Annotated in this window: 21 protein-coding genes; 15 read left to right on the plus strand and 6 right to left on the minus strand. The window is 71.5% G+C overall.

The window, feature by feature from the left end; translation table 11 throughout:
• The 4 genes from VI078_07175 to rpmH all read right to left on the minus strand — a co-directional run.
• Positions 1 to 306: hypothetical protein (locus tag VI078_07175; protein HEY5999071.1), on the minus strand; the 306-nt coding region annotated here is incomplete at its 3' end.
• A 21-nt stretch (positions 307 to 327) separates the two neighbouring features.
• Positions 328 to 522, minus strand: a complete 195-nt coding sequence (gene yidD, locus VI078_07180) for a membrane protein insertion efficiency factor YidD (GenBank protein ID HEY5999072.1) — start codon at positions 520 to 522, stop codon at positions 328 to 330.
• Positions 523 to 542: 20 nt separating this feature from the next.
• Positions 543 to 893: a ribonuclease P protein component gene (rnpA, locus tag VI078_07185; protein HEY5999073.1), complete on the minus strand. Its 351-nt coding sequence runs from the start codon at positions 891 to 893 to the stop codon at positions 543 to 545.
• Positions 894 to 899: 6 nt separating this feature from the next.
• Complete coding sequence (rpmH, locus tag VI078_07190; GenBank protein HEY5999074.1) at positions 900 to 1034, minus strand: 50S ribosomal protein L34; 135 nt, start codon at positions 1032 to 1034, stop codon at positions 900 to 902.
• A 185-nt stretch (positions 1035 to 1219) separates the two neighbouring features.
• Here rpmH and hisB point away from each other — a divergent pair, with 185 nt between their 5' ends.
• The 10 genes from hisB to VI078_07240 all read left to right on the plus strand — a co-directional run bounded on the left by hisB (position 1220) and on the right by VI078_07240 (position 10606).
• Complete coding sequence (hisB, locus tag VI078_07195; protein HEY5999075.1) at positions 1220 to 1804, plus strand: imidazoleglycerol-phosphate dehydratase HisB; 585 nt, start codon at positions 1220 to 1222, stop codon at positions 1802 to 1804.
• Positions 1801 to 2526 (plus strand): 1-(5-phosphoribosyl)-5-[(5-phosphoribosylamino)methylideneamino]imidazole-4-carboxamide isomerase, encoded by a 726-nt coding sequence (gene hisA, locus VI078_07200; GenBank protein ID HEY5999076.1) that lies wholly within the window; start codon positions 1801 to 1803, stop codon positions 2524 to 2526. The genes hisB and hisA overlap by 4 nt, the downstream gene beginning before the upstream one ends.
• 36 nt (positions 2527 to 2562) lie before the next feature.
• On the plus strand, positions 2563 to 2931 hold the full coding sequence (gene hisI, locus VI078_07205; GenBank protein ID HEY5999077.1) for a phosphoribosyl-AMP cyclohydrolase: 369 nt from the start codon (positions 2563 to 2565) through the stop codon (positions 2929 to 2931).
• Between the two features lie 101 nt (positions 2932 to 3032).
• Positions 3033 to 3209 (plus strand): 30S ribosomal protein S21, encoded by a 177-nt coding sequence (gene rpsU, locus VI078_07210; GenBank protein ID HEY5999078.1) that lies wholly within the window; start codon positions 3033 to 3035, stop codon positions 3207 to 3209.
• A 12-nt stretch (positions 3210 to 3221) separates the two neighbouring features.
• Positions 3222 to 3668: a GatB/YqeY domain-containing protein gene (locus VI078_07215; GenBank protein HEY5999079.1), complete on the plus strand. Its 447-nt coding sequence runs from the start codon at positions 3222 to 3224 to the stop codon at positions 3666 to 3668.
• A 393-nt stretch (positions 3669 to 4061) separates the two neighbouring features.
• Complete coding sequence (locus tag VI078_07220; GenBank protein ID HEY5999080.1) at positions 4062 to 5015, plus strand: NGG1p interacting factor NIF3; 954 nt, start codon at positions 4062 to 4064, stop codon at positions 5013 to 5015.
• A 21-nt stretch (positions 5016 to 5036) separates the two neighbouring features.
• The gene (locus VI078_07225) at positions 5037 to 7409 is read left to right on the plus strand and encodes an endonuclease MutS2 (GenBank protein HEY5999081.1); all 2373 of its coding nucleotides are present in this window, start codon (positions 5037 to 5039) and stop codon (positions 7407 to 7409) included.
• A gap of 9 nt (positions 7410 to 7418) precedes the next feature.
• The gene (locus tag VI078_07230) at positions 7419 to 8900 is read left to right on the plus strand and encodes an MBOAT family protein (protein ID HEY5999082.1); all 1482 of its coding nucleotides are present in this window, start codon (positions 7419 to 7421) and stop codon (positions 8898 to 8900) included.
• A gap of 14 nt (positions 8901 to 8914) precedes the next feature.
• Positions 8915 to 10165 (plus strand): hypothetical protein, encoded by a 1251-nt coding sequence (locus VI078_07235; protein HEY5999083.1) that lies wholly within the window; start codon positions 8915 to 8917, stop codon positions 10163 to 10165.
• Positions 10166 to 10246: 81 nt separating this feature from the next.
• Complete coding sequence (locus VI078_07240; GenBank protein ID HEY5999084.1) at positions 10247 to 10606, plus strand: hypothetical protein; 360 nt, start codon at positions 10247 to 10249, stop codon at positions 10604 to 10606.
• Here VI078_07240 and VI078_07245 read toward each other — a convergent pair.
• On the minus strand, positions 10603 to 11073 hold the full coding sequence (locus tag VI078_07245; GenBank protein HEY5999085.1) for a PaaI family thioesterase: 471 nt from the start codon (positions 11071 to 11073) through the stop codon (positions 10603 to 10605). The two genes, VI078_07240 and VI078_07245, sit on opposite strands and share 4 nt — an antisense overlap.
• A gap of 145 nt (positions 11074 to 11218) precedes the next feature.
• On the opposite strand from VI078_07245, the gene VI078_07250 reads away from it, so the two are divergent.
• From VI078_07250 to VI078_07260, 3 genes are all read left to right on the plus strand, one after another.
• Positions 11219 to 12439, plus strand: coding sequence for a 6-phosphofructokinase (locus VI078_07250; GenBank protein ID HEY5999086.1), 1221 nt, complete (start codon positions 11219 to 11221; stop codon positions 12437 to 12439).
• A gap of 22 nt (positions 12440 to 12461) precedes the next feature.
• A complete protein-coding gene (locus VI078_07255; GenBank protein HEY5999087.1) occupies positions 12462 to 13223 on the plus strand; it encodes a 3-oxoacyl-ACP reductase family protein in 762 nt (253 codons plus the stop codon).
• Positions 13224 to 13319: 96 nt separating this feature from the next.
• Positions 13320 to 14027, plus strand: coding sequence for a carboxypeptidase regulatory-like domain-containing protein (locus VI078_07260; GenBank protein HEY5999088.1), 708 nt, complete (start codon positions 13320 to 13322; stop codon positions 14025 to 14027).
• A 125-nt stretch (positions 14028 to 14152) separates the two neighbouring features.
• Here VI078_07260 and VI078_07265 read toward each other — a convergent pair whose 3' ends face one another.
• Positions 14153 to 16054, minus strand: coding sequence for a tetratricopeptide repeat protein (locus VI078_07265; protein ID HEY5999089.1), 1902 nt, complete (start codon positions 16052 to 16054; stop codon positions 14153 to 14155).
• A 241-nt stretch (positions 16055 to 16295) separates the two neighbouring features.
• Between VI078_07265 and VI078_07270 the strand changes: the two genes are divergently transcribed.
• Positions 16296 to 17132: a rhomboid family intramembrane serine protease gene (locus VI078_07270; GenBank protein HEY5999090.1), complete on the plus strand. Its 837-nt coding sequence runs from the start codon at positions 16296 to 16298 to the stop codon at positions 17130 to 17132.
• Entirely contained in the window at positions 17123 to 18262 is a 1140-nt protein-coding gene (locus VI078_07275; GenBank protein HEY5999091.1) for a TlpA disulfide reductase family protein, read from the plus strand. The genes VI078_07270 and VI078_07275 overlap by 10 nt, the downstream gene beginning before the upstream one ends.
• Positions 18263 to 18278: the final 16 nt, after the last annotated feature.

Raw genomic sequence — 18278 nt, forward strand, 5'->3', positions numbered from 1 at the left:
ACCGGTTCCCTGACGTGGGACATGTCGCCGGCCGGCACGAACACGACGACGGTCACGAACAAGGGCCGCATCAAGATCACGAACCTCGCCGACGAAGCGAACGTTTTCTATGAGGGCACGGATTTCAACATCGGCGCGAAATTCGACGTCACGGCTGGGGCTTGCCGCCGGCGCCGCGGTCTGCGCCGTCGGTGCCCCTGCCTTCTCGGGCGGCGGCGGGGGCGAGAACTTCGGGATGATGAAGAGGTTGTAGACCCCGATCACCAGGATGATCAGGCCGACCGCGGCAATTGTCTTCTTATCCATGTGCTACCTCTCCCGGCGGGGTCAACGAACCGGGTCGTACCCGCCGGGATGGAAAGGATGGCACTTCGCGAGGCGCCGGAGGGCCAGGACGGACCCGCGGACAACCCCATGTTTCTCGATTGACTCGATGGCATAGCAGGAGCACGACGGGTGGAAGCGGCAGGCCGGCGGCAGCAGGGGCGAGACGAACCTCCGGTAACACTTCAGGAGGCCGATCGCGGCGCCGGCGGCGGGGTTCACCGCTGCCCCCGCGGCGCGACCGCCTTGGAGAGCTCGCGGGAGACCTGGTCGAGGGAGAGCCCCGGGGCGCCGTGCTTGGCGATCACGACCACGTCGCCCCCCCCGAGCCCCCACTCCCGCCAGTGCAGCCGGAAGGCCTCGCGCAGGAGCCGCTTGACCCGGTTGCGGACCACGGCGCCGCCGATCTTCCTGCCGACCGAGACGCCGAAGCGCGGCAGCTCGCGCTGTCCCGCTGCGCGGAACAGGATGAAGGCGCCGCTGTGGCGCTTCGCCCCCCGGTCGAAGACGGCGCGGAAGTCCGCCGGCCGCTTCAGACGCTGCTGCGGAGGGAACGCGTGCCCGCCCATGAAGGGCTAGACGCTGAGCTTCTTGCGGCCCTTCTGGCGCCGCCGGCTGATCACCTTGCGGCCGCCGACCGTGCTCATGCGCTCCCGGAAGCCGTGCGTCCGCTGGCGCTTCTTCTTCTTGGGCTGATAGGTGGTGGACATCTGCTGCTCTCTCCTCGTCGCGCAAAGCCGTCGCGGGACGGTCCCGTACCGTCCTCAAAGAGGAGTGATGCTAGCCGCAACAGGCGCTATTGTCAAGAATAATCTTGACTTACCGCCGCGCCGCCGCTACTGTTCCCGCTGCACGCCATCGGCGTGCTCCCGCCAGGCAGCGGCAAGGAGGGCCCATGGCACGGACGGCGCGCGTCAGACGCGAGACGAGCGAGACGAAGGTCGAAGTCGCGGTGGACCTCGGGGGCGGCGCGATCAGGGTGCGCACGACCATCGCCTTCTTCGACCACATGCTGACGCTCATGGCCCGCCACGGCCTGATGGGGCTGGAGATCGAGGCCAGCGGCGACACCGACATCGACCTGCACCACACGGTCGAGGACGTGGGGATCACGCTCGGCGAGGCGCTCCGCACGGCGCTCGGCGATCGCGCGGGGATCAGGCGCTACGGCCAGGCCGGCGTGCCGATGGACGAAGCGCTGGCGAGTGCGAACGTGGACCTCGTGACCCGGCCGTACCTCGTGTACAACGTGGCGCCGGTGCCCGGGCAGCCGGGCGCGTTCGACGTCGACCTCGCGGAACAGTTCTTCCGGGCGCTGGCGACGAACCTGCAGGCGACGGTGCACCTGAACCTGCACTACGGGAGCAACCTGCACCACGTCCTCGAGGCGCTCTTCAAGGCGCTCGGCCGCGCCCTCGGCGAGGCCGCGACGCCCGACCCGCGCATCGCCGGGCCGTTGTCGACCAAGGGCGTGCTGTGAGCGTCGAGATCATCCCGGCGATCGACCTCAAGGGCGGGCGCTGCGTGCGCCTGCGGCAGGGGCGCATGGCCGACGAGACGGTCTTCTCGGACAATCCGGCCGAGGTCGCCCGCCGCTGGGAGGCCGCCGGCGCCTCGCGCATCCACCTCGTCGACCTCGACGGGGCGGTCGGCGGCGCGCCGGCCAACGCCCGGGCCGTGGAGGCGATCGTCGCCGCCGTGCGCGTGCCGACCCAGCTCGGCGGCGGGATCCGCTCGCGCGAGACGATGGATTTCTACCTCGGCCTCGGCGTGCGGCGCGTGATCCTCGGGACCGCGGCGCTCGAGCGGGCGGCCCTGGCCGGCCTCTGCGAGGGCTACGGCGGCGAGGTGGCGGTCGGCGTCGACGCGCGGGACGGACTCGTCGCGGTGAAGGGCTGGACCGAGACCGCCGGCGTGCGGGCGACCGACCTCGTTCGCGGCCTGGCCGGGCTGCCGGTGGCCGCGGTGATCTACACCGACATCTCGCGCGACGGCATGATGCAGGGGCCGAACGTCGAGGCGATGGCGGCGATGCTCGCGATCAGCCCGGCGCCACTGATCGCCTCGGGCGGGGTTTCGCGCCTCGAGGACGTCGAGCGCCTGTGCGCGCTCAAGGGGCTGGCGGGGATGATCATCGGCCGCGCGCTGTACGACGGGAGCATCGATCTGGCGGCGGCCGTGCGGCTGGCCGCGGGGCGCTAGGGCGGCATCGCGCGGGGACGAGGGAAGGGCGGGGGCATGTCAGAGCAGCAGCATCAGGGGTTCCAGGCGGGCTCGCTGCCGGATCTCAAGTTCGACGCGAACGGGCTGATCACGGCCGTCGTCCAGGACGCCACGACGCACGAGGTGCTCATGGTCGCGTGGATGAACCGCGAGTCGCTGGAGCTGACGCTCACCGGCGGCTACACCGTGTTCTGGAGCCGCTCGCGCAAGAAGCTCTGGAAGAAGGGGGAGACGTCCGGGTGCCTGCAGCGGGTGCGCGAGGTGCGCGCCGACTGCGACGCGGACACGCTGCTCGTGCTCGTCGACCAGACCGGGCCGGCCTGCCACACGGGGAGCCGCAGCTGCTTCTTCCAGGTGCTGCCGTCGTCGCCGGCGGCCGAATAACGGTGGCGTGACTCCAGCCCCTTGCGCCGGGGCGCGGGAGCTGATAAAATTTAAAAGTTTCGCAGGACTGCGTTCCGGTGAAGGGGGGGATAGCGAGCACGATGGTTGGCATCCGGGTTCGGGAAAACGAATCCTTCGAAAGTGCCCTGCGTCGTTTCAAGAAGATCTGTGAGAAGTCCGGCGTCCTCTCCGAGATCCGCCGGCGCGAGCATTACGAGAAGCCCAGCGTCCGCCGCAAGAAGAAGGCGCTGGCCGCCCGCAAGAAGAAGCGTCGCTAGGGGCCCATCGCCGTGAGCCTCAAGGACCAGCTCGAGGGCGGTCTCAAGGAAGCGATGAAGTCCGGGGACCGGGTGGCCGTCTCGGCCATCCGGCTCTCTCTTTCCGAGATCAAGAACGCCGCGATCGACAAGCGCCGCCCGCTCGAGGACAACGAGGTCGTCAACATCCTGCGCTCGGGCATCAAGAAGCGCCAGGAGTCGATCGAGATGTTCGCCAAGGGCGGCCGCCAGGACCTTGTCGACAAGGAGACTGCCGAGGCGAAGGTCATCGAGCGTTTCCTGCCGGCGGGCCTGTCCGCGGCGGAACTCGAGGCTCTGGTGGACGCGGCGATCGCCGAGTCCGGCGCGGCCTCGATGAAGGACATCGGCAAGGTGATGAAGGCGGTGCTGCCGAAGGTCGCCGGCCGCGCGGACGGCGCGGAGATCAACAAGCTGGTGCGGGCGAAGCTGCCGGCCTAGGCCCGTTCTTCTCGTTCGCGTGCGGGTCCCGATGAGGGGCCCGTTTTCATTTTCAGGCTCGTTCGTGCTCGTGTGCGCGGGGACGGGGCGGCGGGTGGCGCCAGCGCACGTGCCGGGCCCCGACCCGGCGGCGCCTGTTCACTTCCGTCTCGCCCTGCGCCTCTCAGTCCGCGAGAGCACTCATCAGCTGCTCGACTGTCAATGCGCCGGCCACACCCAGCCGCCACAGCCTGCGGCCGGCGCATTATGACCGTTCACAGGCGCCCCCGGGCCGTGGCCCTCAAGACGAGGCCGCATCGGCCGCGCCTTGGCGGTGCTGTCACAGTTTCGGTGTACACTCGCCAAGTCTTCGGTTGGCGGGATACGACGACACATCTGAGGAGGTAACGGGACGTGAGACTCGACGAATTCTACAAGATCGCGGTGCAGGCGGGACGCGACGCGGACCCGCGCGGCGCAGAGCGCATCGAGAAGGAGCTGGCGGCGGCGAAAAAGGAGTACGACGAGCTCAAGGACAAGGACAAGCCGTTCTTCGATACGGAGCGGCTGACGAACCCGTATGCCGACACGCGCATCCTCAACGGCGCGCCGGAGACCGAGGTGCGGGCGGTCCTCGTCGGCATCGACATGGAGGTCGGCGAGGTGCTGCTGGCGGACCGGCTGCGCGAGAAGCGCGGGCTCGACCTGGTGCTCTCGCACCACCCGGAGGGGCGGGCTCTGGCGAAGCTCGGCGATGTGATGGCGATGCAGGCCGACATCCTCAACGCCTTCGGGGTGCCGATCGCGACGGCCGAGGGGATCCTCGCCGGGCGCATCTCCGAGGTCTCGCGCCGGCTGCTGCCGGTGAACCACACGCGCGCCGTCGACGCCGCGCGCCTGCTGGGGCTGCCGTTCCTGTGCGTCCACACCCCCGGCGACAACAACGTGGTGACGTTCCTGCAGAAGATATTCGATGGGAAGAAGCCGGACACGGTCGGCGATGTGGTCGAGATCCTGCGCGAGATCCCCGAGTACCGGCACTCCGCGTCCTTGAGCGTGCCGCCGAAGGTGGTCGCGGGCGCGGAAAAGAACCGGGCGGGGCGCGTGCTCGTCGACATGACCGGCGGCACCGAGGGGTCGAAGGAGGTCTTCGAGAAGCTCTCGCGCACCGACGTCGGCACCGTGGTCTGCATGCACCTCTCCGAGGAGCACATCAAGGAGGCCGAGAAGAACCACATCAACGCGGTGATCGCCGGGCACATCGCCAGCGACAATCTGGGCATCAATCTGGTGCTCGACGCGATCGAGAAGCACGGGGCGCTGGAGGTCATCGAGACGTCGGGCTTCACGCGCTTCAAGCGAGGGTAGGGGACGGCGCGCCGCGGCGGGATGGATCCGCACAGCCTCGCTGTCCTCGAGTACCGGCGGGTCGTGGACCTTGTCCGCGAGCGCGCGCCCTCGTCGCTGGGGGCGGACCTGCTCGCGGCCTCGCTGCCCGCGACCGACAGGGGCGAGGTGCGCCGCCTGCTGCGCGAGACGGCGCAGATGCGCGCGCTGCGGGCCGCCGCCGGCGGGCTGCCGTGGTCCGGATCGCAGGATGTGACCGAGCAGATCGAGCGGGCGCGCGCGGAGAACGCCTGGCTCGAGGGGCGGCACCTCGTGCGCGTCGCGGAGTTCGCCGGCGCCTGCGGGCGCGTCGCGAAGGCGGTCCTCGGCGCCGAGGGCTGCCCCGACCTCGCGATCCACGGGGGCGGCATCCCGGACGTCGGCGAGATCGAGCGCGAGATCCTGCGCTGCCTGACACCCGAGGGCGAGGTGCGTGACGACGCGAGCGAGGAGCTGCTGCGGCTGCGCCGCGGCATCGGCCGCGCCCGCCGCGAGGTCGTCGGCGCCCTCGAGCGTCTCATCGAGGACGCCGGCACGGCATCGTCCATCCAGGAGCCGATCGTCACGCTGCGCGAGGACCGCTACGTCATCCCGGTCAAGAGCGGCGGGCGCGGCGCGGTCCCCGGCATCGTCCACGACCGCTCGGCCAGCGGGCAGACGGTCTTCGTCGAGCCGCAGGCGGTTGTCGAGCTGAACAACGCCCTGCGCGAGCAGGTGCTGGCCGAGCGCGAGGAGACGCTGCGCATCCTGCGCTCGCTGTCGGCGCGCGTGCGCCGGCAGGCGGGCGAGCTGCGCGCCGCGAGCGCAGCGATGGCGGCGCTCGAGGCGATCTGGGCGCGGGCGGTCCACGCCGACGAGAACGGGATGGTGGACCCGGCGATCCTGGAAGGGGAGGGGCGCCTCGAGCTGGTCGGGGCGCGCCACCCGCTGCTGCTGGCCGCGCTCGGCGAGCGCACGGTGCCGATCGACCTGCGGGCGGGCGGCGGGACGCGCACGCTCGTCGTCACCGGCCCGAACACCGGCGGCAAGACCGTGGTGCTCAAGACGGCGGGGCTCTTCTGCCTGATGGCGCAGAGCGGGATGCACGTGCCGGCGGAGGCGGGGACCGGGATGAGCTGCTTCACGGAGGTCCTCGCGGACATCGGCGACGAGCAGTCGATCCAGCAGAACCTCTCGACCTTTTCCGGGCACGTGCGCAACCTCGTCTCGATCCTCGGGAAGGCGGGTCCGGGCACCCTCGTCCTCCTCGACGAGCTGGGCGCCGGGACCGACCCCTCCGAGGGCGCGGCGCTCGGCGTGGCGATCCTCGAGGAGGTGCAGCGCCGCGGGGCGCTGACGATCGCGACGACGCACCACAACGCGGTCAAGGTCTGGGCGGCGACGACTTCCGGGGCGATGAACGCGGCGATGGAGTTCGACGAGAGCACGCTGCGGCCGACCTATCGGCTGCTCGCCGGGATTCCCGGGCGCAGCCAGGCGCTCGTGATCGCCGAGCGCTACGGTCTCGACCCGGCGGTCATCGCGCGGGCGCGCGAGCAGCGCACCATCGGCGAGGAGCGCTTCGACCGCCTGATGGAGGACCTGGAGCGCGAGCGCGCGGCTGCGGCCCGCGAGCGCCTGGCCGCCGCCACCGCGAGCGCGGCGATCGCCGCCGAGCGGCGCGAGCTGGAGGCGGAGGCGGCGAAACAGCGTCGCGCCTTCGAAGAGCGCCGCGAGCGGCTCCAGCGGGAGGCGCGCCCGGCGCTGCGTGAGGCGGAGCGCGAGTTGCAGGAGCAGGTGCGCCTGCTGCGCGAGCAGCGCAACGCGGAGGCCGCCGAGCGCGTCAAGGTCTCGGCGAAGAAGCTCCGCGATCTGACCGTCGCGCACCTGGGCGCCCCTGGGCCGGCCGCGGCGTCGCCGGATGCGGTCGTCGCCGGCGAGCAGGTCTTCATCGAGCGGCTGCAGGCGTGGGGGACGGTCGCCGAGGGGGCGGAAGGGCAGGGGAGCGCGACGGTCATCGTCGGCGACAAGCGCTTCACCGTGCCGCTGGCGGAGCTCTCCCGGCGCGCGGAGGGGGCGGCGCCGCCCTCGCCCGGAAAGGTCGAGCGGCAGGCGGGACGCGGCCGCTACGCCTACACGGTGCCGGAGCTGGCGACCACGACGCTGGATCTGCGCGGCCGGCGCGCCGAGGAGGCGCTCGCCGCGCTCGACCGTTTTCTCGACGACGCCGTGCTCAACGGCCTCGTGAAGGTTTCCGTCCTCCACGGCAAGGGGACCGGGCGGCTCCAGGAGGCGGTGCGGGAGGCCCTCGGCACAGACCGGCGCGTCGCGGCCTTCGCGTACGCGCCGTCCGAGCAGGGAGGCACCGGCGTCACCCTCGTCACCCTGGCCACCTGAGGGCGGCGCGTGGCGTTCAGCTCGGTCATCTTCCTCTTCCTCTTCCTCCCGGCGACGCTGCTGGCCTGGCTCGTCAGCGGGGCGCGGGTGCGCCTGCCTCTCCTGGTGGCCCTGAGCTTTCTCTTCGCCTTCTGGGGTTCGGGGACACTCCTCCTGCTGCTGGCGGGTTCCGTGGCCTTCAACTACGGCTTCGGCCTGGCGATCGCCGCCGCCGGCGCGGGGGCGGCGGGTGCCGCGCCCACCCGGCGTGCCAAGGCCCTCCTGGCGCTCGGGATCGCCGGGAACCTCCTGCTTCTCGGCTACTTCAAGTACCTCGACTTCGCGCTCGGCGCCGTCGCGGCCGCGCTGCGGTCGGCGGGGCTCGCGGCCCCCGCGATCCGTGCGGCGGCCGGCGCGGCCCTGCCCCTGGGCATCAGCTTCTTCACGTTCAAGGCGGTCAGCTACCTGATCGACGTCTTCCGCGGGCAGGCGGCGCCCGCGCGGAATCCTCTCCACCTGGCCGCCTACGTCTCCCTGTTCCCGCAGCTGACGGCCGGGCCGATCGGCCGCTGGACCGACCTCGGCCCCCAGCTCGCCTCGCCCCCGCGGCCGGACGCGGCGCTCTTCTCGCACGGCGCGTTCCGGTTCGTCTTCGGCCTGGCCAAGAAGGTCCTCGTCGCCGACACCCTCGGCGTCGCCGCGGACGAGGTCTTCGGCCTCGACCCCGCGCGGGTGGGCATGGGCGGGGCCTGGCTCGGGGCCGTGGCGTACACGCTCCAGATCTACTTCGACTTCTCCGGCTACTCCGACATGGCCATCGGCGTGGGGCGCATGCTCGGCCTGCGCTTCGCGGAGAACTTCGACCTCCCCTACCGCGCGCGCTCGGTGCGGGAGTTCTGGCGCCGCTGGCACATCTCGCTGTCGACCTGGTTCCGAGACTATCTCTACATCCCGCTCGGCGGAGGCCGCGTGGCGCCGCACCGGGTGATGCTCAACCTCCTGGCCGTCTTCACGCTCTGCGGCCTCTGGCACGGCGCGAGCTGGACGTTCGTCGCCTGGGGGCTCTACCACGGGCTCTTCCTCGCGGCGGAGCGCACCCGCCTCGGCGCCGCGCTCGAGCGGGCGCCCCGCCCCGCCCAGCATCTCTACGCGCTGCTCGTCGTCACGGTCGGCTGGGTGCTCTTTCGCGCCGACAGCCTCACGGCGGGGGCCCAGCTAGTCCGCGCGATGTTCGTCCCCGCCCCGGGCGTCCCGCTCGTGGCCCTGGCGCGCTACGACACGATCATCTTCAAGGCGGCGCTCCTGGCGGCCCTGGTGGGCTCGACGCCGCTGCCCGGCAAGGCGGTCGGGTGGCTGCGGCTGAGACTCGAGGCCGCACCCGCGGCGCGCGGGGGTTGGCTGCTCTGGGCGTACCAGGGAGGCGCCTGCGTGACGCTCGCCCTGCTCCTCGTGCTCTCGGCGATGCACGTGGCGTCCGGCAGCTCGGCGCCATTCCTCTACGCGCAGTTCTGAGGGGCGACGCGGGCATGGGCCGTCCCACATTCGCGCACGTCTCCTCGGCCATCCTCCTCGGGCTGTTGTTGCTGCCGGCCGCCCGCATGCCCTTCGTGGACGTCGCAGCGTACGACAAGGACTTCGCGCGGCGCGAGAACCGCGCGCCGGCGAAGCTGGACCTGCGACCGGGGGCCGGCGGGCTCCGGGGGAGCCTTCGGGCGGTCGAGTCGTGGTTCTCGGACCGGTACGGGTTTCGGACGGAGCTCATAAGACTCAGGACGAGGCTCTACCTGGCGGCCGGCCAGTCGCCGCGCGAGGACCTCGTCGTCCTCGGCAAGGACGGGTGGCTCTACCTCGGCAACGGCCACGGCCGGGTCATCGACAAGACGACGGGCCGGCTGCGCTTCACGGAAGCCGAGCTCGAGGCCTACCTGGCGAACCTCGAGAGCATGCGGGAGCTCGTCGCCGCCCGCGGCGCCCGGCTCATGGTCGTCGTCGCCCCGGAGAAGCACACGGTCTACCCCGAGCATCTCCCCGTCTGGGCGCGCAATGTCGATGAAGAGACGTTGACCCGGCAGGTCTCCCGGCGCCTGGGCGGCGGCGTGCTCTTCACCGACCTCACGGAGGCGCTGCGCGCCGCGAAGGCGTCGTCGCCGCGGCCGCTGTACTTCAAGGCCGACACGCACTGGAATTCGCGCGGGGCGTACGTCGCGTATCGCAGCATCATGGGCGTGGTCGGTCGGCACTTCCCGGAGGCGAGGGCGCTCGAGGAGCCGCGCTACCGGGAGGCAATCGTGCCGATGGGCGATCTGCCCCCGATGATCGCCATCCCGGCGGAGCCGGACGCGGTCTCCACCCCCGTGCTCGATGCGGGGTTCAGCCCCCTCTGGCTGGATGGCGACTGCACGCCGGCGGCGGCCAAAGAGGCGGCGGCGCCCGCGGCGAAGGCGAGGCCGGCGCGGCGGCGACGACAGGGCGGCGGTCCGATGATGGCCGAGTGGCGCGACCGGGGGAACTACCTGGCGATCGCGCCCAACGGGTGCAAGGCCGGGCAGGCTGCGGTCGTCACGGGATCGGGTCTGCAGCGGGCGCCCCGGGTGCTGGTCGTGGGGGACTCCTTCACCCGATGGCTCTCGCCGTACCTGAATCAATCCTTCGGGAGCATCGTCTACGTCAACAACGCCGGCGTGACGCGGGCGGGGAAGCTGCGCCCGTACCTCGAGCGGTACGAGCCCGACCTCGTCCTGCTGGAGCTGGTGGAGAGGAACATCCAGCCGCGCTGAGTCTCGGGCGCGGTGCGGGAACATTCCGGTCGCCGGGGGCGTCCTCAGGGCATATCTTTACCCACAACGAGGAGGTGCGACATGAAACGGATTCTTGCCGGAGCCCTGGTCCTTGGCCTCGCGGGCTGCTACGCGGCCGTCACCCCGCAGGGGACGTACATCGAGCCGATGGTCGACTTCTATCTTGCCGGTCCGCCGGCCGTCGTCGTCGAGCCGCCGGGGGTGGCCGTCGCGCCGCTGCCGCCCGTGTACGTCGTCCCCGACCGCCGCGTCTACTACTACAACAACCTCTACTACTACTTCTGGGGCGACACATGGTACTGGGGGCGGGAGCGCCGCGGGCCGTGGCACACCCTGGACCGCAGATACTGGCCGTCGCGCGTGGAGCCCCGCGGCGACCACCGCCGCGACCATGACGACCGCGGCCGGCACCGCGACTAGCGGTCGGCTGACGCGTGCGCGGCGGCAGCGTCCTGCCGCCAGCGCTCCTCCATGGCCGCCTGCCGCTCGGGGCTGACCCGGAAGAACTTCCCCTCGGCCTTGGCGACCTGCCGCCCGTCGGCGGCGACGATCTCGCCGCGGCAGAGCAGGTAGCGGCGCCGGTCCTCGACGATCTCGCCGCGCGCATGGATCTCTTCGCCGGGCGCGGCGGGCGCGAGGAACCGCACGTTCATCTCGCCGGTGACGCAGAAGCGCCCGCTGCCCTCGATGGCCGCCCAGGCCATCACCTCGTCGAGGACGGTGCAGAGGATCCCCCCGTGCGCCGCGCCGGGGAAGCCCATGGCGTAGGCGGGCACGGTGAAGCGCGTCTCGACGCGCCCGTCGGCCGCGTACAGGTCGAGCTGCAGCCCGCGCGGGTTGGCCTTGCCGCAGGCCATGCAGCCGGGGTAGCCGCTGAGCTTCCTCATCGCGTGGCAAGCATAGTCACGGCGCGGGCGGCGCGCAACGGTCGGGACGCCACGTGACCGGCCCGCCGCCTTGCGTTCGCGCCAGCGGACGGGGACAATAACCGCCGCAGCGAGGCGACAGCCATTCCAGCGTGGAGGTGTGACCATGGCAGCGAAGCGGCAGATCAGGAAGGTCGGCATGCTCTTCTCGGGCGGTCCCGCGCCGGCGGCGAACGCGGTGATCTCGGCGGCGGCGCTCTCGTTCCTCGACGCTGGCGCCGAGGTGATCGGCTTTCTCGACGGCTACACGAACCTCGAGGGCTACGACCCGGCAAAGCCGCTGGTCGAGGGGAAGCATTACCTGCGGCTCACGCGCGATCTGGTCGCCGGCATCCGCAACGAGGGAGCCATCATCCTGCGCACCGCGCGCGCCAACCCGGGGAAGGCCGTCACGTCGATGGCCGACCTCGCCGACTCGGCGAAGAACGCGAAGCTGGTCGCGGCGCACCGCGCGCTTGCCGACCTCGGCTGCGACGCGCTGATCTCGCTCGGCGGCGACGACACGCTCAAGACGGCCAACTTCATGTACCTGCTGCCGCAGCACGTGGCCGGCCTCAGGGAGATCGCGGTCGTGCACCTGCCCAAGACGATCGACAACGACTACTTCGGTATCGACTGGACCTTCGGGCACATCACGGCCGCCGACTTCGCCGCCCGCGAGGTGCGGCAGATCCGCGCCGACTCGCGCTCGATGAGCACCTGGTGGGTCCTCGAGATCATGGGCCGCAAGGCCGGCTGGCTGACCTACGCCGCGGCGATCGGCGGCGAGGCCTGCCGCATGCTCAGCGTCGAGGATTTCCCGCAGGTCTTCGACCCGGCGGTCGCCGCGCAGGGGGTCGTCGACCTGATCCTCGCGCGCGCCGCCGACGGCCGCAGGCACGGGGTGATCTGCATCGCCGAGGGGCTCGCCGACCACGTGCCGGAGGCGCTGCGCCCGAAGGAGGTCGACGAGCACGGCAACCCGGTGCTCGCCGAGGTGGAGATCGGCCGGCTCTTCGCCGCCGAGATCGAGAAGGCGCACCTCGCGCGCACCGGCAGGAAGCTCAAGGTGCGCTCGAAGCAGATCGGCTACGAGACGCGCTGCGCGCAGCCGCTGGTGTTCGACGTGCTGCTCGGTAGCCAGCTGGGCGTCGGCGCCTACCGGGCCATGGTCGAGGAGGGACTCTCGGGCGTGATGGTCAGCGTCGAGGGGCAGCTCAAGCTCGTCTACCGACCCTTCGACACCCTGGTCGACGCGAAGACCATGAAGACGAAGCTGCGCTTCATCGAGCCGGGGAGCGATTTCCAGCGGCTCGGGCGGGCGCTCGAATACCGTCCGGTGAAGTAGGGCGCGAGAGGGAGGACATCCTGTGTGTGAGGAGAAGCTGCTACAGGACAAGGTCGCGATCGTCACCGGCGCGAGCCGCGGGATCGGGGCGGAAACGGCGAAGCTGCTCGCCGCCAACGGGGCGAAGGTCGCCGTGAACTATCACATGAGCCGCGAGCGCGCCGAGCAGGTGCTGGCCGAGATCCGCCTGCACGGCGGCGAGGGGATCGTCGTCCGGGCGGACGTGACCGACCGCCCCCAGGTCGACGAGCTGGTGCGCGAGACCCAGGAGAAGCTCGGGCCCGTGGACATCCTGGTGAACAACGCGGCGATCTCCTTCCCCGTGGTGCCGTTCACGGAATTCCGCTGGGAGGACTTCGAGCGCAAGATCGTGCACGAGATGGCGGCCTGCTTCCACGCCTGCCAGGCGGTCGTCCCCGGGATGCTGCGGCGCGGGCACGGGAGCATCGTCAACATCTCGAGCGGGCTCTCGCGCAGCCCTGGCGCCGGCTACTCGTCGCATTCGGCGGCGAAGTCGGCGCTGGACGGCTTCTCGAAGAGCCTGGCGCTCGAACTCGGCCCCGCGGGGATCCGCGTGAACGTGGTGGCGCCGGGCCTGACCGACACGGACGCGACGGCGTTCGTCCCGCAGGCGGCGCGCGAGATGATCGCCCAGCACACGCCGCTGCGGCGTATCGGCCGCCCGGAGGACGTGGCCGGCGCGGTGCTCTTCTGCTGCGTGGACTGGTCGCGGTTCGTCTCCGGCGCGTACCTTTCGGTCTCCGGGGGCGCGCTGATGCCCTGAAGCGGCGCGGCCTCCGCGGTGTGATGCAGATCACACCTCCTCGGGCCGGTCGCGGCCTATATTGCCTCCACGATACAACCGAAGAGGAGGCAGATCATGCGCAGGGTATCTCTTGGTGCAGCAGTCTTGGCGCTGGCACTGTGCGCGCCCGTTCATGTGTTCGCCGCGGGAATCGCCGGCGCGACGGTGCGTCTCGTCGACACCGTCACGACCGTCGCGTTCGGGACCGCGACGACCGACGCCGATGGCGCCTTCCTCTTCGAGGGCGTGCCCGCCGGGGCGTACAGCCTCGAAGTGGACACCGCCGACCTCAAGGGCCAGTCCCGGCAGCTCTTCGACCTCGCCGCCGACAAGGCGCCGGCGCGCATCGCCGGCCGCGTGACCACCCTCGAGGGCGCGGACCTCTCGCTGCAGGTCAACGCCGCGATCACGGCGCCGGGAACGGGCGCCATCGCCCTGAACCCGGGCTATCCGAAGGTCCAGCGGGCGTGGAACCGCAACTGGACGCACGCCGCGGGCAAGCTCCACGTTCGCCTCGCCGGCACCGGACTCGAGGGCCTCGAGAAGGTCGTGCTGACCTCGGCGACCGGCAGCATCGAGTCGACCGTGATCGTCCTCGACCCCGAGGACGGCGAGTACCACGCGATCTTCCCGAAGGCGGCGGCCTTCACGGCGCTGGTGCCGGCGGACGCCGGCCGCGGCACGGCCGTCCAGGTCTCCGTCGGCGTGACGACGGCGACCGGCACCGGGTCGTACGACGTCTGGGTGCGCATCGTCGGGCCGAAGATGGCGCCCCGCCACTAGCCAAAACAAGCCCCCTCCTGCCGCCCGTGCCCCACCCCCTCGGGGCCGGGCGGTTTCTTTTTTTCGGAAGAGCCGGTGAACAGCGCAGCCAGCGCGCCGCTGCCCCCCCGGCGAAGTCAGCGGGCCTATCTGGCCGTACCCCGTACGCCCGGGGCCGGGGGACCGTCGAGCAGGGCCAGTGCGGAACGTGCCCCGGTCAGACTCGGGTCAAGCGCCAAGGCCGTGCGGTAGGCGTCCGCGGCTTCCCGGGGCCGGCCGAGCAACTGCAGGGCATCCCCGAGGGCGGCAACGGCACGCGCGTGCCGGGGGTTGGCGCGCAACACCTCCCGGAACTGCGCGGCCGCGCCCGCGGCATCGCCGGCCCTCCCAAGAGCGATCCCAAGGTTGAATCTCGCCTGCGCGTATCCGGGGTCGGCCGCGACGGCGCGCCGATAGAGCGCCATCGCCTCGGCGCTCCTTCCGCCCGCATCCAGAATGTTGCCGAGATTGTTCAGCGCGTTGAGATGATCCGGCTCGCGCTCGAGGGCAGCGCGATAGGCCGCGGCGGCCTCGCCGGTTTCCCCGGCGGCGGCGAGCGCCACCCCGAGATTGTAGTAGGTGCCGGCACGGCTGTCGTCGACACGCAGAATCCGACGGTAGGCGTCGATCGCCGCCCGCGGCTCGCCTGCCTGGAGGAGTGCGCTGGCGAGATTGCCGGCTGCTCCCACGTGGTCTGGACGTATGGCGAGGGCCGCCCGGTAACGTTCCGCAGCCTCAGCGTAACGTCCGGCGGCCATGGCGGCAGTCCCCAGGCTGTCTTGCGCCAGCCAGTTGTCGCGGGTCACGGCGGCCGCCCGCCCAAAAACCGTGACATCGTCGCGCCAGAAGCCGACTTGTCGCGTCGCGAGCAGGGCAAAGGCGGCGAGGGCGGTACCCGCGGCCAGGGGGACAACGGCGCCACGGTCTCGCGCGGCCCAGGCGAGCGTCCAGGCGATCGCGAGGAAAGGGCCGATCAACGGAAGATAGGTGTATCGGTCCGCCATGGCCTGACTGCCGACCTGAACCAAGCCGATCATCGGCATCAGCGCGCCCAGGAACCAGAGCCAGCCCACCGCAAGGTGTGGCCTTCGCCGTGCCGCGCGCGCCACGAGGAAGGAGATGATCGCGAGCAGGGCGAGAGCGCCGAGCAGGTGCCACCACGGCGGCGCCGCACGCGGGTAGGGGTAGAAGATCGCCAGGTCAGCGGGCCAGAAGGTCTTGCGCAGGTACGTCGCCAACGCGATGACGGCGTTCGCCGCGCGCCGCGCGAAAGGGAGCGCTTCCCCGTACTCCATGGCCCCGCGTCCCGCCTGGGCGAACAGGGTGACCAACGCAGCCGCAGCCGCCGCCGCAAAGAGCGGGAGCTTTTCCCGCCAGAGCGGCGGGGGCGGAAGGAGTTGTGCCAGCGCGGGAGCGCCGTCCGGGGGCGCGCCTGAAACCGGAGACCACCGCCCGAGCGGCCACCAATCGAGAAGGAGGAGCAGGAAGGGAAGAGCGACCGGCATCGGTTTCGCAAGGAGGGCAAGGGCAAAGAGAAGAAGGGACGCAAGACGGTGCCGGGGCGCGGGCCGGCGTACCCCCCGGAGCCAAGCCCGCGCCGCAAGCAGCGAAAACAAGAGTGCGAGGACATCCTTGCGCTCGGCGGCCCAGGCTACCGACTCCACGTGCAGCGGGTGGACCGCGAAGAGAGCGGCGGCGAACGCGGCGGGCCAGAGGGTGCCGGTCAGGTTCCTGAGGAACAGCACAAGTGCTACGGCGCAGGCGGCGTGCAGCCCGAGGCTCACCAGGTGGTGGGGTCCCGGCGCCAAACCGAAGAGCGTCACGTCCGCAAGGTGCGAGACCCAGGTCAATGGGTGCCAGTTGGCTCCTTGCGTGGTCGTCAAGGCCCACCCGAGGCTGCGCGCGCTGAGCCCGTTCCTGACCTCGGGATTGGCCGCCAGATACACAGGATCATCGAAGCTGATGAAACCGTTGTGCGCGACCCCGGCAAAGGTGGCGAGCGTGAGCATCACGAGCGCCGCGGCCACCCCGGGGACGAGCGCGCGGTTGCGTGGTCGTCCACGAACGGTCGACGTGCCAGCAGGGGAAACAGGGGCCACGCAGCCACCGTAGTGAGCGTGCTCCCGGGTGTCAACCGCCGCCAACGGCGGGGTGCGCCGCACGGCAGGGCCCCGGCCGTTGCGCAAGAGGCGCCGCCTTCCGTGCCGCCTGCCGGAGCCACCGGGCCATGTTCCGTGCTACCATACGAAAATGCGTGGTTTCACCGCCGGCCAGGCCTACGGGTTCGGCTTCGGGCGCCCGTGGACGCCGGCCGTGCGCGCCCTCATCATCGCCTGCGGCGGCGTCTACGTCGGGCAGCTGCTGCTGGGGCGGACGCTGCCGCTCTTCGACCTGCTGGCGCTGGACACCGCGCGGCCGCTCGAGCTCTGGCGCTGGCTGACGTACGCGCTGCTCCACGGCGGCCCGTTCCACCTGCTTTTCAACGCGCTGGCGATCTGGATGTTCGGCTCCGACGTCGAGGAGCGCCTCGGGACCCGGCGCTTCGTCCTCTTCTGCGCCGTGACCTGCGCCGGCGCGGCCGGCAGCGTCGTGCTCGTCGACCGCCTGCTCGGCCGCGAGAGCATCGTCGTCGGCGCCTCGGGGATCGTCTTCGGGCTCCTGCTCGCGTACGGCATGCTCTTTGCGGAGCGCGTGATCACGCTGCTGGTCTTCTTCGTCCTGCCGGTGAGCATGAAGGCGCGGCAGTTCGTGCTCGTCTTCGGCGTGATCGAGCTGCTCTTCGGCGTCGCCGGGGACACGCGCGTGGCGCATTTCGCGCACCTGGGGGGGATGCTCTTCGGCTGGCTCTTCCTGCGGTGGGGAGGGCGCCTCGTACCCGGCGCCCGGCGGTTCGACGCCCCGGCGACGCGCCGCGCCGGGGGGATCTTCGCCGGCCTGCGCGCGCGGCTCGCGACGTTGACGCGCGCCCGCGACGACCGGCGCATGGACGAGCTGCTGCAGAAGGTGAACGAGCGCGGGATCGCCTCGCTCAGCGAGGGCGAGAAGCGCTTCCTCCACCGCATGAGCCGGAGCAAGCGGTGGGACTGAGGCCGGCTGCCGCGGCACTCGCCGCGTGCCTGCTCGCGCTCGCCGCGTGCAGGGAGCGGCCCGAGCGCGCGCCGGCGGCCTCCGAGGCGCAGGCGCCGGCGGGGATCATCCAGGAGCGCACCAGCGGGCCGAGCGTGACCACGGACGTCAATGCGCGCGCACCGGCGTTCGCCCGCACCGATTTCTCCGGGGCGCTGGTGCGCACCCAGGACGCCATCGGCCGCAAGGCGCTGCTGCTCGACTTCTGGTCCGTCTTCTGCCAGTCCTGCCTCCAGGAGATGCCGTTCCTCAGGAAGCTGCACGAGCGCTACGCCGCCGACGGGCTGGAGATCGTGGGGGTCAACACCGACTTCTTCCCGCGGGCGCGCATCGAGTCCTTCATGAAGAAGACCGGCCTGGCGCTGCCGTACCCGCTCATCCACGACCGCGACCAGTCCCTGAGCAAGCTCTTCTCGGTCGAGGCGCTTCCGGTGCTCGTCCTCATCGACTCCGAGGGGTGGATCCGCATGGTGCACCTGGGGTACCGCCCCGACGACGAGGACGAGATCGAGCGGCGCGTGCGCAAGGCGTGCGCCGGGATCCACGAGACCGTCGTCACCCTGCAGCCCGTGGGCGGGACGACGGCGTTCTCGCCGCCCGAGGCGGAATCGTCGATCGCCGCGCCGGGGACGGCGATCGACGACTTCGGCGCGCTCGACGCCGCCGGCGCGGAGGTCTCGTTCGCCCGCTGGCGCGGCCGCGCCCCCGCGGTGGTCTTCTTCTGGTCGCTCTTCTGCCAGCCCTGCCGGGAGGAGTTCGGGTCGCTGGCGGAGCTTGCGGCGCGCCCGCCGGTTCCCGGCCTGCGGGTGCTGGCGGTGAACGTGGATTCCCCGAAGCTGCGGCCGCAGGCGGCGCGCTTCATGTCCGAGCGGGGTGGGGGGATCACCGGCGTCTTTGACCGCGAGGCGGCCGGCGGGCGGCAGGAGGTCGCGGGGCGCTTCGGCGTGACCGTGACCCCGACCCTCTTTCTCATGGCCGCAGACGGCAAGGTGCTCCACGCCTGGTCCGGGGAAGTCGACCGCAAGGCGCTGGCCGCGAGCATCGGCGAGGACCTCGCGCCGCGCGCCGCGGCGCGGGAGGGCCGGCGGTGAGGCGCGCCGCGCCGGC

This window comes from bacterium (assembly GCA_036524115.1).
In the GTDB taxonomy this organism is placed as follows: domain Bacteria; phylum JAUVQV01; class JAUVQV01; order JAUVQV01; family DATDCY01; genus DATDCY01.

Bases quoted from the DNA above. Each gene is read 5' to 3' on its own strand.
- VI078_07240 (HEY5999084.1), top strand. From the start codon at position 10,247: ATGAAACGGATTCTTGCCGGAGCCCTGGTCCTTGGCCTCGCGGGCTGC.
- VI078_07265 (HEY5999089.1), bottom strand. From the start codon at position 16,054: ATGCTCACGCTCGCCACCTTTGCCGGGGTCGCGCACAACGGTTTCATC.
- VI078_07225 (HEY5999081.1), top strand. From the start codon at position 5,037: ATGGATCCGCACAGCCTCGCTGTCCTCGAGTACCGGCGGGTCGTGGAC.
- VI078_07260 (HEY5999088.1), top strand. From the start codon at position 13,320: ATGCGCAGGGTATCTCTTGGTGCAGCAGTCTTGGCGCTGGCACTGTGC.
- VI078_07245 (HEY5999085.1), bottom strand. From the start codon at position 11,073: ATGAGGAAGCTCAGCGGCTACCCCGGCTGCATGGCCTGCGGCAAGGCC.
- rpsU (HEY5999078.1), top strand. From the start codon at position 3,033: ATGGTTGGCATCCGGGTTCGGGAAAACGAATCCTTCGAAAGTGCCCTG.
- VI078_07250 (HEY5999086.1), top strand. From the start codon at position 11,219: ATGGCAGCGAAGCGGCAGATCAGGAAGGTCGGCATGCTCTTCTCGGGC.
- hisB (HEY5999075.1), top strand. From the start codon at position 1,220: ATGGCACGGACGGCGCGCGTCAGACGCGAGACGAGCGAGACGAAGGTC.
- hisI (HEY5999077.1), top strand. From the start codon at position 2,563: ATGTCAGAGCAGCAGCATCAGGGGTTCCAGGCGGGCTCGCTGCCGGAT.
- VI078_07235 (HEY5999083.1), top strand. From the start codon at position 8,915: ATGGGCCGTCCCACATTCGCGCACGTCTCCTCGGCCATCCTCCTCGGG.
- rnpA (HEY5999073.1), bottom strand. From the start codon at position 893: ATGGGCGGGCACGCGTTCCCTCCGCAGCAGCGTCTGAAGCGGCCGGCG.
- VI078_07270 (HEY5999090.1), top strand. From the start codon at position 16,296: ATGCGTGGTTTCACCGCCGGCCAGGCCTACGGGTTCGGCTTCGGGCGC.
- rpmH (HEY5999074.1), bottom strand. From the start codon at position 1,034: ATGTCCACCACCTATCAGCCCAAGAAGAAGAAGCGCCAGCGGACGCAC.